Source organism: Thermococcus sp. EP1 (genome assembly GCF_001317345.1).
Taxonomy (GTDB): domain Archaea; phylum Methanobacteriota_B; class Thermococci; order Thermococcales; family Thermococcaceae; genus Thermococcus_A.
Genome location: NZ_JXCG01000001.1, coordinates 346,572 through 360,136, shown reverse-complemented (window position 1 = coordinate 360,136; position 13,565 = coordinate 346,572). Strand labels below are relative to the sequence as shown.

Genomic DNA, 13,565 nt, shown 5'->3' with positions numbered 1-13,565 from the left:
TCGACTTTATAAAGATTTGGAAAAAAGCTAGAGATAAGACAAGAACAATAAAAGAAAAACGCCCAAAATTCCGCCAACGGCCACTATAAGGAAGTTTATTAGGTTTATCTCTATGTGTGCTATACCAAGATAATTCAGAATTCCCAAAAGGATTAAACCAACTACTGCATTCATAGCCATCCATCTCAGCACTGCAAAGGTCAGTTTGACAACTATCACTGCGGCAATTATTAACAATATTATGAATATTAAGACATTAATCATTCCTTTCACCTCCTAAGTCTTTTATCACTTCTCGGGCAATTTCACCCAAGGAAACCCATTTAACACCTTCAAGTGGCAAAATAACAGCTTCAGTGACATCCTTAAATTGTTCAATTATTGGAAGAGCCTCCTTAACTCTGAGTTTCTTAAGCATTAACATTGCAAAGGCTTTTCTATTTTTATCCCCCCTCTCAAGAATATCTATAAGCTCCCCTATTATCTCATCCCTAAACATCCCTTCAATCCACGGGAAAAACCTTAGCATTAGTTCAAATGTCTGCATAGCATTCTCTTTAACGTATGGGTCTGGATCGTTTACAAGGAAGAGAGTTTTCAATGGAAGACCCTCTTCAACATACTCCATCATCAAATCCTTATGTCTTGAGACAAGCTCCCCAAGGAGTAGGAGGGCATCGCCCTTAAGGCCAGGGTTTTCTTCATCGAGAAGTTCTATTATTGCATCAACATATTTTTTATCTTTCATCGCAGAGATGAGAATTTCTTCTAAATCACCCTGAGAGAGCATTTTTATAACTTTATTCTTTTTGGAACCGAATGAAAATAACCCCATTACACAACCCTATTGTAATTTTGCATTAAACTTTAAATCATTTTCCTTAAGTTTTAAAAAAGAAGCACGAGAATTTAAAGCTAGGCAATGAGGAAAGCGAATTGCGCTGAGCTATGATGAAAAAAGAAGTCCGAGCCTCTGGAGGGAGATATTATGCACATCAAAGAATTCCAGGAACTTATTAAGGAGCTCTACTTTCATAGGGATGAAAAAAGAGGATTAGAGAAGACTTTTCTCTGGTTTAGTGAGGAAGTTGGTGAACTAGCAGAGGCCTTAAGGAAAAATGATAGAAAGGCCATAGAGGAGGAATTTGCCGATGTCTTAGCTTGGCTCGTGAGTTTGGCCAACATAGTAGGGGTGGATGTGGAGGAAGCCGCTAAGAAGAAGTATCCTGGGGTCTGCCCTTACTGCGGGAAGAATCCTTGTGAGTGTGAGAAGGAGTAGCTCAAAATTTTGAACCCAACCCACTTCAAACCCTCGAGAAAAAGAAATTAATTTTATTCTCCAAGAACATAAACTATCGCTTTGCATGAATCGAGGTCATTTTCGTAGATGCACTTATTATAGGCATTCTCAAGAGTATCTGAGTAAGAAAATGCCGGGTCATCTATACTTTTTGTTTCACCGTTAAAGGTACATTGAGAGTTTGAGCAGGAGATGGTTTCATTTTTGAGGGAGTCCCAAGCTCCCGTAGCTTCATAGTTAGATTTTATCATTTCCACACTATTTTGATATTGTAAGATTTCATTCTGTTGGGTAGATTTTATTGCCTTTGGAACAATTCCTTCACCAAAGTAAAAAACGGCAACTAATATTATCACAAGGATAAGAGCAATCATAGCAGAATACTCAAGAGAACCTTGAGCTTTTTTCATTAATATTCCCTCACAAATTTGAAAGAGTTAAGAAAAGAAAAACAAATCAAGTTCCACCAAGGGCGGCTAGGACTTTACATGCTTCCTCAGTTCCTTCCATACAATCATCATAGATGTTCCCTAGAGTCTCCCCATTATAAGTAGTTGTGATATCATCCACATATTTGCTATTTGAGTAATCAATTGTAACACTGACATTGTCAATTGTAATTGTTTGGGCATTCGTATTGATAGTTATTGTATAGTCATCATCCCACCAATCCTTTGCTTGTAATGATGATTTTGCAAGCTCTGCTTGGCTTTGCAGGGAAGCAATATCGCTTTGTCCAGTAGCTTGCTGCCCACTACTTGAGATGTACCTCACAACGACAAAGATAATTATTAGTGCTGCTGCGATCATGAAGAGGTACTCCAGCGCACCCTGACCTTTCTTCCTTCTAAACAACTTTTTCAGGTTTATCATTTCACCAACACCTCCAATGGAAAATTTCCAAATACAAATTACATCAAAGTTGTATAAATACCTTTCCCCCCAATTATGTCTATTATTACCTCAAAATTGATGAATATTGAGTGGAAATTTTCCAATACCTATTTATCATCATTGGATAAAATCCAATATGAATCAAAATAATAACAGAACCCACTGTAAGCATTAGGAAATGTGCCAATGAATTTCCAAACGATTAAAGATATCCTCATAACCTAAATTTTTAGTTTGATATGCCATAGTTTCCCACACTATAAGCAAGCTCACCAAATCCTATAAATATTTTAAGTGCTAAATTATGTATACAAAATCCCCAAAACTGCGGTGAGTAAAATGCTGGTCTTCATCGAATGCGAAGCTGTAAGTGTGGAAGGATGTTTAAGAGAATTGAAAGAAAAAGCCAAAATCCTTGAAAATATGCCTGGTTCAATAGAGAAGGCTAAAATAGAACTCTCTTTTGGAGCTTTTATGGGAATAAGGATAGCCCTGAATATAGACCCAACGAAAAAAGCAGAAAAATACATAATCGCCGAATACACGTCAGGAAAAGACGTTATAGAGAGACTCCAGCAAAAAATGCAGAACGGAATAAAGGACACTGAAATAGTAGATTTCACCTTTGGAACCTATACGATGCCAGTGACGAGAAGAAAATATGCTGTTGGAGTGGCTGTGGTGAACAGACTCAAAGAAGAGAGAGACTTTGAAAATCCGACCATAGAGGAAAGACGGGCAATTTTAAGAAAGGCACTCGAACTCTTCGGGTGGAATCCAAAGGCATTAAACATATCTGAAATAGCGAGACTCTTCAATGTTTCAAGGGATTCAATATACAACGACATAGAGCAGATCATGAAGGAAAGGGAGTAAATAGTTATCCAAATTTAGGGCTTTACCGCACAATGAGATAGCAGATTCTTCAATGGGGAGATTATAAGAAGTTGCTTTTAATTTTGAAAGATTTAGAATAATTAAAAAAGTTAAGCCCAATCGAGGTCACTGAACAACACTTATTGGCACTGGAGTCGCTGACAAAACAAATATTGCCAAGACTATTAAAGCTAAAGCAATTCTTTTCGGCGATATCGGGCTCACTTCATCCAAAGCACCTGGATTACCAATTCTTCCCATGAGTAAAATTATGAATCCCCATATGAGCCAGCCAGCCCATAGAACACTTAAACCAATCATGGCTAAGCCGAGCCCAAAGGTTAAAATTGAGTGGAACTTCTCTCCAAGAAAGGCCCTAGCTATATGGCCTCCATCGAGCTGGGCTGCAGGGATTAAGTTCAAGAAAGTTACTAGAATTCCAACCCATCCAGCTATTGCCACGGGATGAAGATAGATCACATAATCCTCAGGAATCCTGAAGATGTATCTCTCAAGAAGTACCATTATTAAACTCTGACCAAATGCTATTCCTCCCTCAACTTGAGCAACGGCGCTCATCGGTAAAGCGGGAGAAAGTCTCAAACCTATGAGTAAAACCGGTATAGCGACAATAAACCCAGCTATGGGGCCACTTGAGCCTAAATCTATGGCAGCATTTCGCGTGGGGATTGGAGACTTAACTCTTATAACTGCCCCCAGAGTACCTAGGATATTAGGAAATGGAATAAAGTATGGGAAAGTTGACTTTACTCCATGAAATGTGGCTGCTATCTTGTGACCCATCTCATGCGTTCCCAAAATTGCCAAAACACTTATTGAAAATGCTAAAGCATTGAGATAGATGTTCCTAATCCCAGGTAGGTTGTATTCATCAAGGAATGATATATAAGACCCTGAAAGCCAGTAGCCTGCAAAAAGCGTGCTTAATACAGTTGCTATGAAAAGCCCTATACCAATGAATGGGTTCTCTTCCTTCACTTCCTGGGCTGGGAAGAGGTAGAGAATGACCTTTCCTTCCTTCTTCTTTAGAGCTCCCCAATAGCCAAGTTTTTCAAGTTCCCTGAGAACTTTCTCGAAGTTGCTCTCTCTTATCTCAAGAACCTCAAAAGCAGTGACATTCCCTCTAGACTGCGTCTCTCCCAAAGAATAGAATTGGCTGAGTTTTTCAATTAAATCTCTCGCAGGTCCCTCCTCAACTACAGGCTCAATTTCAAACCCCACAATAACCATGTCAGACCCACATTTAGGACAAGCCTTCTCCAAGAGGGCCTCATTTGAATCTATAACTTCCTTATGACCACAGTTAACACATTCATAAATACCTTTTGGCATTTTTTCCACCACTAAAAGAAAATTGGAAAGGAGAGCTTAAAAATTATTCCTCTACAATGATCTCCCCTTTATTAGCATCAACCTCAACAAATTGCCCTGTCTTGATTTTGCTTATATCTATTTTATCCACCATAGGAATTTCGGCTATTATTGCGCCTGTAGCTACAATGGTTTCAGCCTCTTCGACAATTATTGCCCTAGGTGCAACTCCATTTTTCTTGAGCTGGTAGATTACGTAAGAACCAACGGTTGATCCCTTCCCTCTCGGAAAAACTAGAATTTTATCCTTCACGCTCTCGCCCCTAATATCGCTCTCCACATCCTTAACAATTCCTGTCTTTGGATCAACGCCTCCCAAAAAGGACAAGGGTTTTTTAGATACTAGGGCAACACCTTTAGCTTTTCCACCAAAAATTTTTCTCCCCTTAATTTTCATTTTCCCACCTCACGGTGCCCCGAGTATAAGTTCATCCGTGTTTTCTAATCTAACTTTCAAACCAGCGGTGGAGAAGTAAAAGCTCGCCTTTCCACTGTTTGTTGCTATTCCTTGATACCACTTTTCAACTGGAGAGACTATTAGGCAGCTATCAACTATCATTTTTCCGTTGTATCGCTCTATTACATCAGTATACCCCAAAGCGTCTGCTAAAGCTTTTACAACTCTACTAAGGGTTATTAAGAGGGGGATCTTCAAGGGTTTTTCTCGTATCTTAAGGAGCTCAACAATTTCCTTTACCTCCTGAATAGAAGCATGAGGACACCCTATAACTATCGCATCTATTTCCTCCCACTCAGTGTTAAATCTCTCTTTAACTTCTTTAAGTTCTTCATCACCCACTTGAAGCCGCTCTACACTATCTACCAAAGCTTCTTTATACTCTGGAGTTTCCCCTTCAACGTGATAGAGAGCTATTGAACCAGTGGCGGCCATTGAAGCCCCAAGCTCTTTTAAGTGATCAAGAGCTTTAACTTTGAGACCCTTAAAGTAAGGAACGTCATTCTTCAGAGTCTTACCGAGGTGATAACCTAGAAAGCTGTAATCGGCAAACCCTCTAACTTTAGCTTCTACCTCCACTATTATGGTTGCTTTTCTGTTTTCTTCTAAATGAAGTCCATAGTTAGGGGTTTTTCCCACTATTGCCGCTGCCAAACTAGAAGGACCACCCTCCCTGTTCGTTCTAGCCCCAATTATAGAGTTTGCAAAAACAACTGCCGAGCTTTCACTCCATGCTATATGATCCCCAAATTTAGGAAGGTTTGCTCCATAATAAGGAGTACAGGTAGAGGTTATCTCAATTCCCATGGCCTTATAAAGGTTTAAAATTTCTCTCTGCTTCTCCATGAAAGCCTCTTCTCCAATTCCCGCTGGGTTTAGAGTAGTGTAAACACTCACCTTCGCACCCGCATCTACAAAGTCCTTAAGAAACTCTATTCCTGCATCCCCAATATTTTTGTAAGAAACTCCTGCAACTTGAGCACTCTTAATCGGGATAAGTTTATCAGCACCATAAATCTCTCCCAAGGCCACGAGGATTTCCATGGCCTTTTGAAGTGCAAAACCATACTCCCCAGCCAGTATTAACTCTTCTTCTTTCGTGAGGTACATTTTATCACCACTACCCTTTATACAAAAGAACTTTAAAGGTTTGCTAAGCATAGTATGTCAAATAACCAGCAAAGTAATGGTTTCAATAATTAGATAAGATCTAATCTTAAAGGTGATAAAAATGCGAGGACAAGGCTCCATTGAATATACATTTATGCTAAGTGGGGCTTTACTTACAATTTTCCTTGTGCTTCACACCTTAGCGGTAATAAACCCCGGACCACAGGAGATTATAAATCAGATCTCCGTTGAAATAAACGAAGAACTTACAGCATACCCAAATCAAAATTGTGACGGGATTCCCAATATCGTGATTTATTATGTTAACTATGATGCAGGAGGCAGATTTATTAGCGACATGTTTGTCTTGAACGATGAGTATGTAATAATAGCCAATATCTGGTGCAAAGGCGTTAATTTAAAGGGATGGAGACTGACGGATGAGAAAGACCATGTGTTCACCTTTCCAGAAATAGTCATAAATCCTGGAGACATGATAACCATTCACACGGGGAAAGGAACCAATAATGAAACTGACCTCTATTGGGGAAACTCACTCCCTGTGTGGAACAATGAGGAAGATACCGCTTATCTCTATTCAGTGGATGGGACCCTAATAGATAAATGTTCTTGGAGCGAAAGAGGAGAAGGGAGTATAAAATGTCATTAAGTGTTTTTCCTTTCATTTGAGGCTTAACAATTACAACCAGAGAAATTTTTATAGGGTTAAATAAATCCTATCCTTCACATTTAGAATGCTAGCTATACAGCGTACGACAAGCAATTCTAAGGTAATAGATAGTCCCTTATAAGAACCGTAAGCTTTATAAATTCCCACCAGATAAGAGATATCGGGTCAAGCAGCGGGGTGGGGCAGCTAGGAGTGCCCGCCGGGCTCATAACCCGGAGGTCCGAGGTTCAAATCCTCGCCCCGCTACCATGTATATTTTTGTACGTTGATGATTAAAAAGATTCATTAGTCCTCGTTTTTAGCCATTTATTAAGTTTTTCTTGTTTCCTCTGAATTGTAAAACCAATTTCAATTGCAAATTTTCTCACACTTTCTACTCTATAAATCCTAAGCTCATAGAGATTGCTTTTGTAGAAGTATTCCTTTCCCCTGATTATTACTGGTGTTCCACCCTCTTTTGAAACCCTTATTTTTGAATGGATAGACAGGAATGAGAGCAATCCCTGAGAAAATTCTAATACTTCTAGATCATAATTATAAGCTGCGATATATGAAGAGAGAAATGCGTGTTTATCTACATAAACATACCCCTCGCTATCAAAGAATCCTCTCAAGAACTCCTTCGGGTACTCCTTTGCAATTTCAAAGAGCTTTTCTTTTGGTTGTTTTAAGAACATATACAGAGATTTGCTTGTGGCTTCTACACACCATCTATTACTCCTGTTTTTATCTTTCTCATATTCCACCCTCGGATTAGCCCCAATATCAGCAAGCGCATCTTTAAATGCCTCCGCAAACTCTTTGTCAACAACTTTCAACCGGACTCTGTATTTGTATTTCTCATAAAGACTTATGCTAGCATCTCCAAAATAAACACCTATGATATAGGCCAACGAAGGAGAAGGTTCCAGATTAACAAACTTAATCTTATTAAAGGGATTATGTTCTCCTTTACACCATCTCGCAACAGTGACCCTAGAAATTTTGATTCCTTTCTCTTCCATTATTCTCTTTGCTATTTGAGAGTAGTTCAATCCTCTTTTCCTTAATTCATTAATGTATCCTAAGAGTTCTTGAAGCTCTTCCTGTCCAAGATCTCTCAGACTGCGCATGATGCTAATTAAGAGACTTATTATTTTTAATTTTTTTCGTAATTTTTATACAATTACTTGTAATTAAACTTCAATGAACTCGTGAAGCAACATTAATAAATCCCTCACTAATAGCTCAGAGAGGGCGATTATGGAATTAGTAGTACTCGGACACGTTGCAATCGACCATGTTATATTTCCAAATAAAAAGGAGATAATTCTCCCTGGAGGAGCTGCTACTGCTGTAGCTACTTCAGCAGCCTTAAGTGGTGCCAAAGTGGGATTAGTGACAAAAGTCGGCAAGGATTTTCCAAAAGAGTGGCTTGAGAAGCTTGAGCAAATCATAGATATAAGAGGAGTGCAAATTCTTGAAGGAAATACCATTCACATATACATGATTTACCATGAAGACGGAAGTGTTGATGCTCCTGTAGATATGGGAGTAGCTCAGAAAATGGGAGAGACAAAAATTCCTGAAGAGTATTTAAATGCAAAGATCTTCCATATCTCTCCAATACCTCCTGAAGAGCAGCTTAAAGCGATAAAACGCCTAAAAGGTAAACGAATAAGCCTGGATTTTAACCCAACCTACATGGAGGACTACAGAACTAAAAAGGACCTTATGATGGAAATCATATCAAAAACAGAAATAATTTTTCCAAATGAAAGAGAAGCCCTGACAATAACTGGAGAACGAGACATCAAAAAAGCTATCGAAAAACTTCACACATGGGGAGCTAAGATTGTTGTTGTTACTATGGGTGAAAAGGGTGTTCTCTTATATAATGGAGAAAGCTTTATGCACTTCAAGGCCCTCCCAATTGATGAAATCATTGACCCTACCGGAGCTGGAGATGCCTTTGCTGGAGGTTTTCTGGCCTATTACGCAAAAGAAAAACCGATAGAAGAATGCATAAAACAAGGGCTGCTAAGGGCAAGGGAAGTTTTGAAGAAGAAGGGAAGCTGGAGTATTGAAGTCTAATCCCTTGTAACCATTCTTGAAAACAAGTAGAGGGAGAGTAAAACAAGCACTGCAATTGCTGTAACCTCAAACTTAGGCATGACCGCCGAAAGTCCCCCTATTAAAATGTATGTCGGAATTGCCAGGAGAGATGCTACAGTGACTATTAAGTAGTGCTCCCTTGGGGCCTTTTCTCTATCCAAGTATGCAGATTCAATAAAAATAAGCCCCAAGGCCACCAAAAACAGGCCCTCAATACCCCCCACTTTGTAATATACTAAGAATCCTATAAGAGCTACAAGAAATAGGGTGCCAAAGAAATATGATAAAAACACCAATGGGGCTAGCACTAATACAGGCAAAATTTCTCTATAATTTAACAAAACAATGGCCATGACTATAAGTGGAATTGGAGAAAATCTTATTCCAATCTTCATATGGTAACGACCTCCGCAATGGCTGTTTTAAGAGGCTTCCTAATATCCCAATCTATTATCAACGCATAGGGGGAAAGCTTCCTGAGATAGGCCTTTCTTTTAAGGTCTAAGATCTTAATTGCAAGTTCCTGCTCTTTGCTTCTCGGTTTTAAAGCAGAATAAGGGTCAGGGGAAATAACTATTGTCTTATAGCCATAATAGTACATCATCTTCAGGGCTTTTCTGCTTTCCTCACTTACTAGTGGAGAAATGTAAATTATCTGAGCATTTGCCGGGAAGCGTGTTCGTATGAGATGCTCCACTTGATAGGCAATGAGATTGTTCTTATCGGGTTTTGCTGTGCTCAAGAGGTCAACACATCTGAAGAAATGCCTTTTTCCATAATCCACTCTGGCCCAAAGGGGAACACTTTCAGAAAGCAGAAGACCAAAGCTTGTTCCATTTTTGAGACAGTCTAACATAAGAGAAGCTGCCGCTCTTACAGAATAATCTATAACCTCAGCACCCAGGTAACCTGCATCAAGAACTATTACAACATCCACCTTTCTTTCGCTCTCATATTCGTTACTCATTATCTTGCCAATTTTGGCTGTTGCTTTCCAGTTAATTATTTTAAATGGATCTCCAGGCTGATACTCTCTAATTGCATGAAATTCAACCCCTTCACCAATTCTGGGAGATGGTAATGGGCCAACGGTTATTTTCGTTCCCTTTGTGGAATAAGGAGTTATTACATCCTCAATAAGGGGCACGCCAATAAGTTCATCGTATAATTCAACCTCTCTATCCTTTTTGAAAAAGCCAAAAGGATCTTGGTAACTCATCCTAATTCTGGTGAACTCATGAACTCCTCTGCGAACTTTAATTTTATAGGAAACTTCTCTAACCTCGTCTTTTTTTAGCGAGAGTAAAAATTCCTTACTGCCTTCAATTATTTCAAGTTCTTCTGGAACATCTTCGGTTATTTTTAAGCTTGGGATCCTCTCTTTTGATTTGACTTTAAGCTTCACTTCTATAATCTCTCCCTCGAGGATCCTATCGTGAGGAAGAATGCGCTCAATCTCTACATCAAGTCGAGGTTTGAAAAAGGCCACAGCAATGAAGAAAAGCCACATTATTGGAAGCGTTAAATAAATCATGTCCCATCTTAATGTGAAGAACGCTATTAATACCCCTAGCCATAAAGCAAGTAAAAGTTGAAGTGCCTTTCCAGTTGGATAAAACTCCCTCATATTCCTCACTCGAATTTTGGAACTGGTATTTTCTCAAGCATTCTCTCTACTACCATTTCTTGGCTGACTCTTGTGTACCAGAGTTCCCTCTTTAGAATAAGGCGATGGCTTAAAGCAGGAATGGCTACTCTCTTTACATCATCAGGAATTACATAATCTCTTCCATCCAAAGCAGCGTAAGCCCTTGAAAGCCTAAGTAAGGCCAAACTTCCCCTTGGTGAGGCTCCAACTTCAATCTCCTTCTTATTCTCCCTTGTAGCCCATACTATCTCAGTTATATAATCTAACACTGCGTCACTTACATAAACTTCTTCAATTGCCTTCTGCATTTTAATGACTTCCTCAGAAGAGCTCACCTGGTTTATATCAACTTCTTCCTTCTTTCTCCCAATTCTCCTCTTTAGTATTTCGACTTCTTCTTCCTTTGTGGGATATCCTATTCTAAGCCTAACCAAAAACCTATCTAGCTGAGCCTCTGGAAGGGGGTACGTCCCTTCCTGCTCTATGGGATTTTGAGTTGCTATTACCACAAATGGTCTCTCAAGATAGCGAGTTTTTCCCTCTATTGTTACCTGTCTTTCCTGCATAGCCTCAAGGAGAGCAGATTGGGTTTTTGGAGGTGCTCTATTGACCTCATCTGCAAGAAGAATGTTTGTAAATATTGGACCCTCTTTGAACTCAAACTCGAGAGTTTTCTGGTTAAAGACACTAACTCCCAGAATATCCGAAGGCAACAAATCGGGGGTAAACTGGACTCTTCTAAATTTAACGCCTAAAGCCGCAGCAAAGCTCTTTGCCATTAATGTTTTTGCCAAGCCTGGTAAGTCTTCAATAAGTATGTGGCCATCTGCTAGTATTGTTGCCAGCATCAGTTTCAAAACTTCTCTTTTTCCAACTATCGCCTTACCTACCTCATTCAAAATTTCATTTCCCTTTTCGTGGACCTCTTCTATTTTCATTTACATCCGCCTCCACAATTTTAAGAGCATTTTCAAGATTCTCCAAAAAGTTTCCCCCATGATATGAAGAACTAAAAACTTCCCTTGTTCTCTCCACCGCTTTTTCTCTATTTTCCTCTAGAACCTCATATATTTCAAGAACTGTATCAGAAATAATTTGTCTTGCAACCGTCCCCTTCTTTGCCATTTTTATAACATCAGCGAGTCTTTCAACATCAGTTCTCTTTTCCCGCTTACTTTCTCTCCTCCTCGGGATATAGGGGAGTTCAGTCTCTTCCAAGATGAATGCGAGCAGGATTACTCCCGCAATTAAAACGGCGATCCACCTAACTAGATACGAACCAGCGGAGAAAGCTATCAGCACAAATGGCAAAACCAAGATAAACACAAGGTTAAACCTCATTCACATCCCCCTTAATCCTCATATAAAGATCGTAAGCTCTTCTAGCATCCTCCATTGTGACCTTTTCAGGTGCATATTTCGCTTTTTCAAATAGCTTTGCAAGGGCTACATATGCTTCGTGCTTATACTTCACTCTCTCAGCATGTTCCCAGTGGGTCCAACTTTCCCTGTAGGGGATGCCCAAAAGTTTGAGCCATATCACCGCATTTTTGTACAATTTGACAACTATTTCATTTGGATCTCCAAGGAAACTTATGCCCTCTTCCTCCAATTTTTTATCAAATTTCTCTACCATCTCTTTAAGTTTTCTCCTCTCCCTTGCGGTCCTTAAATCAAGATAAAATCTAACAGCAACATAAGCCAAAAGGGCCACAAGCACTCCAAAGAGGGCATATAAATAAATACTTCCTTCGACAGAGGGGCCTAACGGGTTCTGGAAGTATCTCTCATAAAAGCTGACACGGTAACTCTGGTTAACATAGTAGATTCCTTCTGTCTGGTTAATGGTCATATTTGGCAAGGGTGTCTTATACACCTTGTAAAGGATTGGAAGGGCTATTATGATAGAACCAACAATTATAGCAAGAAATATTCCCCAATTTACTTTGTAACCTGGGCCTTCTTTGGCAAATGGATCCCCAACTGTAAGAAAGATCTGAATTAATATTATCCCTGCAATAACTATCAAAATAGCAAAGAACAGTCCAATTAAGTAATAGTCTTGAGTTCCCTTTTTAATCTCTCCAATTTTAGCTTGAGAGCTTATTATGGCACTCATTAGTAGAACAATGATAAAATAAAGGATTGTCAATCTACGCTTCATAATCTCTCATCTGTAAATCTATGCAAAGATAGGTTTAAAAAGTTTTATAGCGGGAGAAAAGCTGGGTGAGAATATGGAAAAAGTCCCACGGCTTTTCGTTGAGAGCACTGCTGAGGAATGTGTTGAGAATGGTAAGGCAAAAATAGATTGTATAATTATTCAGGAAAACGTAGAAGTGAGGCTAAAGAAAGAAGAAAAACTTCCCGCGTTTATAGATGTAAAAAAAGCAAAATTCATGAAAAAAGAAGTCTATGACAGATTCCATTTCTATGTAGATAAATATGAGCATAGAATGATTTGTGATGTGATAATAGTCTTGCCAGATAGAAGAACAGAAATAAGACTTTACAAAGGAGATGAATTAATGCTCCTACCCGTAGAAGGATACGTCTCAAGTATAATCGCAGAGGTAGGAAATAGAGTCAGAAAAAGCGATGCATTTGCTGCAATAACAACTAAAAAAGGAGAAGTACACTACCTCAAACCACCTAAGAACGGAACAGTTGTTTACATCGATGAATTCAGCAACAGGCCACACTATGTATACTACCTTCTTCCAGAGGAGCATTAATATCCTTTAAAGAATTAGTGAGAGTTAATCACATACCTTCCATTATCGACCTTACATTCTCTTTAATTCTCATTTTTAAAGTTTTTAGTTTGTCCATTCCCTGGATTGTCCTTGTATTCTTCGCACTTGTGATTATTAAAGACCATCTATGTAAATCATGTTTCATTGGCTCGTCCTGGAACATTACAAGCATTTTAGAACCCTTTGCCTCCACTTCAATTATTTCAATATTCCTATTACCAAGCTTTGTGGAATAAATCTCTGTAGTTTTCAATCCACTGAACTCTCTTTCAAGCATTTCCGCAAATTCTCCCATATAACGTCACCTGGGAGTATTTATGCTAAACACCTATATATACTTTATCACA

General features: G+C 39.0%; 19 protein-coding genes and 1 tRNA gene. 6 read left to right on the top strand and 14 right to left on the bottom strand.

Annotation, left to right across the window (positions count from 1 at the left end; genetic code table 11):
- Positions 1 to 27: 27 nt before the first annotated feature.
- Positions 28 to 264: a pro-sigmaK processing inhibitor BofA family protein gene (locus EP1X_RS01830; RefSeq protein WP_055281127.1), complete on the bottom strand. Its 237-nt coding sequence runs from the start codon at positions 262 to 264 to the stop codon at positions 28 to 30.
- On the bottom strand, positions 257 to 790 hold the full coding sequence (locus EP1X_RS01825; protein ID WP_253276527.1) for a hypothetical protein: 534 nt from the start codon (positions 788 to 790) through the stop codon (positions 257 to 259). The genes EP1X_RS01830 and EP1X_RS01825 overlap by 8 nt, the downstream gene beginning before the upstream one ends.
- A gap of 198 nt (positions 791 to 988) precedes the next feature.
- Between EP1X_RS01825 and EP1X_RS01820 the strand changes: the two genes are divergently transcribed.
- Positions 989 to 1,279 (top strand): MazG nucleotide pyrophosphohydrolase domain-containing protein, encoded by a 291-nt coding sequence (locus EP1X_RS01820; RefSeq protein ID WP_055281123.1) that lies wholly within the window; start codon positions 989 to 991, stop codon positions 1,277 to 1,279.
- Positions 1,280 to 1,332: 53 nt separating this feature from the next.
- Here EP1X_RS01820 and EP1X_RS01815 read toward each other — a convergent pair whose 3' ends face one another.
- Positions 1,333 to 1,710 (bottom strand): class III signal peptide-containing protein, encoded by a 378-nt coding sequence (locus EP1X_RS01815; protein ID WP_055281121.1) that lies wholly within the window; start codon positions 1,708 to 1,710, stop codon positions 1,333 to 1,335.
- 46 nt (positions 1,711 to 1,756) lie between these two features.
- Positions 1,757 to 2,155, bottom strand: coding sequence for a class III signal peptide-containing protein (locus EP1X_RS10245; protein WP_371180373.1), 399 nt, complete (start codon positions 2,153 to 2,155; stop codon positions 1,757 to 1,759).
- A 378-nt stretch (positions 2,156 to 2,533) separates the two neighbouring features.
- Here EP1X_RS10245 and EP1X_RS01805 point away from each other — a divergent pair, with 378 nt between their 5' ends.
- Positions 2,534 to 3,070, top strand: coding sequence for an HTH domain-containing protein (locus tag EP1X_RS01805; protein ID WP_055281119.1), 537 nt, complete (start codon positions 2,534 to 2,536; stop codon positions 3,068 to 3,070).
- 126 nt (positions 3,071 to 3,196) lie between these two features.
- On the opposite strand, the gene EP1X_RS01800 is transcribed toward EP1X_RS01805, so the two are convergent.
- From EP1X_RS01800 to EP1X_RS01790, 3 genes are read right to left on the bottom strand one after another with little or no spacing between them, the layout of a single operon-like run.
- Positions 3,197 to 4,423, bottom strand: coding sequence for a site-2 protease family protein (locus tag EP1X_RS01800; RefSeq protein WP_055281117.1), 1,227 nt, complete (start codon positions 4,421 to 4,423; stop codon positions 3,197 to 3,199).
- Positions 4,424 to 4,466: 43 nt separating this feature from the next.
- Positions 4,467 to 4,859, bottom strand: a complete 393-nt coding sequence (locus EP1X_RS01795) for a DUF126 domain-containing protein (RefSeq protein ID WP_055281116.1) — start codon at positions 4,857 to 4,859, stop codon at positions 4,467 to 4,469.
- Between the two features lie 9 nt (positions 4,860 to 4,868).
- Entirely contained in the window at positions 4,869 to 6,029 is a 1,161-nt protein-coding gene (locus EP1X_RS01790; protein ID WP_055281114.1) for an aconitase X catalytic domain-containing protein, read from the bottom strand.
- Positions 6,030 to 6,150: 121 nt separating this feature from the next.
- Between EP1X_RS01790 and EP1X_RS01785 the strand changes: the two genes are divergently transcribed.
- A complete protein-coding gene (locus EP1X_RS01785; protein ID WP_055281112.1) occupies positions 6,151 to 6,699 on the top strand; it encodes a lamin tail domain-containing protein in 549 nt (182 codons plus the stop codon).
- A 192-nt stretch (positions 6,700 to 6,891) separates the two neighbouring features.
- A tRNA-Met gene (locus EP1X_RS01780) sits at positions 6,892 to 6,969 on the top strand.
- Positions 6,970 to 6,992: 23 nt separating this feature from the next.
- On the opposite strand, the gene EP1X_RS01775 is transcribed toward EP1X_RS01780, so the two are convergent.
- Positions 6,993 to 7,832 (bottom strand): LAGLIDADG family homing endonuclease, encoded by an 840-nt coding sequence (locus EP1X_RS01775; protein WP_055281110.1) that lies wholly within the window; start codon positions 7,830 to 7,832, stop codon positions 6,993 to 6,995.
- 130 nt (positions 7,833 to 7,962) lie between these two features.
- Here EP1X_RS01775 and EP1X_RS01770 point away from each other — a divergent pair, with 130 nt between their 5' ends.
- A complete protein-coding gene (locus tag EP1X_RS01770) occupies positions 7,963 to 8,793 on the top strand; it encodes a carbohydrate kinase family protein (protein WP_055281108.1) in 831 nt (276 codons plus the stop codon).
- On the opposite strand, the gene EP1X_RS01765 is transcribed toward EP1X_RS01770, so the two are convergent.
- The 5 genes from EP1X_RS01765 to EP1X_RS01745 are packed head-to-tail and all read right to left on the bottom strand — an operon-like array spanning position 8,790 to position 12,626.
- Complete coding sequence (locus EP1X_RS01765; RefSeq protein WP_253276526.1) at positions 8,790 to 9,209, bottom strand: hypothetical protein; 420 nt, start codon at positions 9,207 to 9,209, stop codon at positions 8,790 to 8,792. The genes EP1X_RS01770 and EP1X_RS01765 overlap by 4 nt on opposite strands.
- Positions 9,206 to 10,441, bottom strand: a complete 1,236-nt coding sequence (locus EP1X_RS01760) for a DUF58 domain-containing protein (protein ID WP_055281106.1) — start codon at positions 10,439 to 10,441, stop codon at positions 9,206 to 9,208. The genes EP1X_RS01765 and EP1X_RS01760 overlap by 4 nt, the downstream gene beginning before the upstream one ends.
- Positions 10,442 to 10,446: 5 nt before the next feature.
- On the bottom strand, positions 10,447 to 11,400 hold the full coding sequence (locus EP1X_RS01755) for a MoxR family ATPase (RefSeq protein ID WP_055281105.1): 954 nt from the start codon (positions 11,398 to 11,400) through the stop codon (positions 10,447 to 10,449).
- Complete coding sequence (locus EP1X_RS01750; protein ID WP_055281103.1) at positions 11,366 to 11,803, bottom strand: hypothetical protein; 438 nt, start codon at positions 11,801 to 11,803, stop codon at positions 11,366 to 11,368. Before EP1X_RS01750 ends, EP1X_RS01755 begins: the two co-directional genes overlap by 35 nt.
- Positions 11,793 to 12,626 carry a DUF4129 domain-containing protein gene (locus tag EP1X_RS01745; protein ID WP_055281101.1) on the bottom strand — a complete coding sequence of 278 codons (834 nt, stop codon included), beginning with the start codon at positions 12,624 to 12,626 and terminating at the stop codon, positions 11,793 to 11,795. The genes EP1X_RS01750 and EP1X_RS01745 overlap by 11 nt, the downstream gene beginning before the upstream one ends.
- Positions 12,627 to 12,699: 73 nt before the next feature.
- On the opposite strand from EP1X_RS01745, the gene EP1X_RS01740 reads away from it, so the two are divergent.
- Positions 12,700 to 13,197, top strand: coding sequence for a DUF2118 domain-containing protein (locus EP1X_RS01740; protein WP_055281100.1), 498 nt, complete (start codon positions 12,700 to 12,702; stop codon positions 13,195 to 13,197).
- Between the two features lie 28 nt (positions 13,198 to 13,225).
- On the opposite strand, the gene EP1X_RS01735 is transcribed toward EP1X_RS01740, so the two are convergent.
- On the bottom strand, positions 13,226 to 13,513 hold the full coding sequence (locus EP1X_RS01735; protein WP_055281098.1) for a hypothetical protein: 288 nt from the start codon (positions 13,511 to 13,513) through the stop codon (positions 13,226 to 13,228).
- Positions 13,514 to 13,565: the final 52 nt, after the last annotated feature.